Source organism: Pseudomonas sp. HY2-MNA-CIBAN-0224 (genome assembly GCF_040310285.1).
GTDB classification, from domain to species: Bacteria; Pseudomonadota; Gammaproteobacteria; order Pseudomonadales; family Pseudomonadaceae; genus Aquipseudomonas; species Aquipseudomonas helleri.
The window spans coordinates 1-308 of the sequence record NZ_JBEOPQ010000335.1; the positions used below are offsets into that span (position 1 = coordinate 1).

A 308-nucleotide genomic window follows, 5' to 3' on the forward strand; every position below is an offset into this window, starting at 1 on the left:
GCAAAGATACCCGCAGCAACTCCGACTGTATCACGTTCTATTGCCTCAGTTGTAGCCACTGCTTCGATACCGCTTTTAGTTAATACTTCTGCTAAAAAACGCTTGCGAGAAATACCAAACATCATAGGGAAACCAAGACTTTGTAATTCTCCTAGCTGCGACAATAACGCGCAATGATGCTCGTAGTTTTTGGCAAAACCAAAGCCTGGGTCGATAATGATTTTCTCACGCTTGACACCAATGCTGACTACCTCATCGATACGGGCTATTAACTCTGCGCTAACGTCAGCGATCACGTCGTCATAGAG

At 45.1% G+C, this 308-nt stretch carries 1 protein-coding gene; it reads right to left on the reverse strand.

Annotated elements, in window-relative coordinates; translation table 11 throughout:
* A partial coding sequence (locus AAEZ03_RS26635; RefSeq protein ID WP_350582784.1) for a dihydropteroate synthase occupies positions 1-308 on the reverse strand: 308 nt, incomplete at both ends.